This is a genomic window from Oleiphilus sp. HI0117 (assembly GCF_001635235.1).
Genome location: NZ_LWGA01001434.1, coordinates 1 through 825, shown reverse-complemented (window position 1 = coordinate 825; position 825 = coordinate 1). Strand labels below are relative to the sequence as shown.

At 42.1% G+C, this 825-nt stretch carries 1 protein-coding gene; it reads right to left on the bottom strand.

Annotated elements, in window-relative coordinates; translation table 11 throughout:
- Window positions 1-182: 182 nt before the first annotated feature.
- Window positions 183-641, bottom strand: coding sequence for a DUF1499 domain-containing protein (locus tag A3757_RS24055; RefSeq protein WP_082865110.1), 459 nt, complete (start codon window positions 639-641; stop codon window positions 183-185).
- Between the last annotated feature and the right edge of the window lie 184 nt (window positions 642-825).

Here is an 825-nt window from a genome sequence, read left to right as displayed (position 1 = left end):
TACCAATTCCCAAACGGGCGATGGCTTTTTAGAATATAACTCCCTAGGCCAAAAAAGCTGGGACGAGGATAATAGCGGCGCGATCGGTGCAAATGAGTTTGACTGGGATAAGAACTAAACGATAGATACGCCGTTCAATAAGGCCTATCAGCTTTCCGCTGACAGGCCTTTTTTAATTTCGCTTATTGACTCAATACAGACAGTCGCCTAGCAAAGTCCTCATATCGCTTCCGGTTAACACCTAAGTCTGAATACCCCACCCTACTCGCTGAACGAAAGTGAATTAGCTTCTGCTCATCATCCAGATAAACCTCCACATCGTCTTTGAAACGCATCAGCGGACTGGTAAAAACGGCATACAAATAGTGATCACTTTGCTGAAGAATTTTTGCCCCCGGCATAGCGTCTATGACATTTTGAACCTTCTGCATCTGCTGCTTTGCTTCTATATCGAAGGCAATCGATTTTACCTGCTTATCAGGCTTATCGGTTTGAGTTGATACGCTATTAGGCCGACTTCCCAAGGGCTTCAGCTCACCATTTTGAACACCTAATTTAGGTGCTGTATTGTTCTCAATTACTCGCATTGTGATGACTCCAGCCAGTATAAAAAATATCAGTAGATAAATAACTTTCTTCATTGTCTTATCCTCTAGTTATGCAAGTATATTGCGCACAATCTATTTATTCAAGCCACAAAAAAGGCCGCATTAATGCAGCCCTATTATTCACCTAATAGTCTAGGTAATTACTTACTCAACTTACGGTAAGTTGCCACAACACGGTCCAGATTTTCCAGAGAGGTATCACTATGGAAAGTATCAC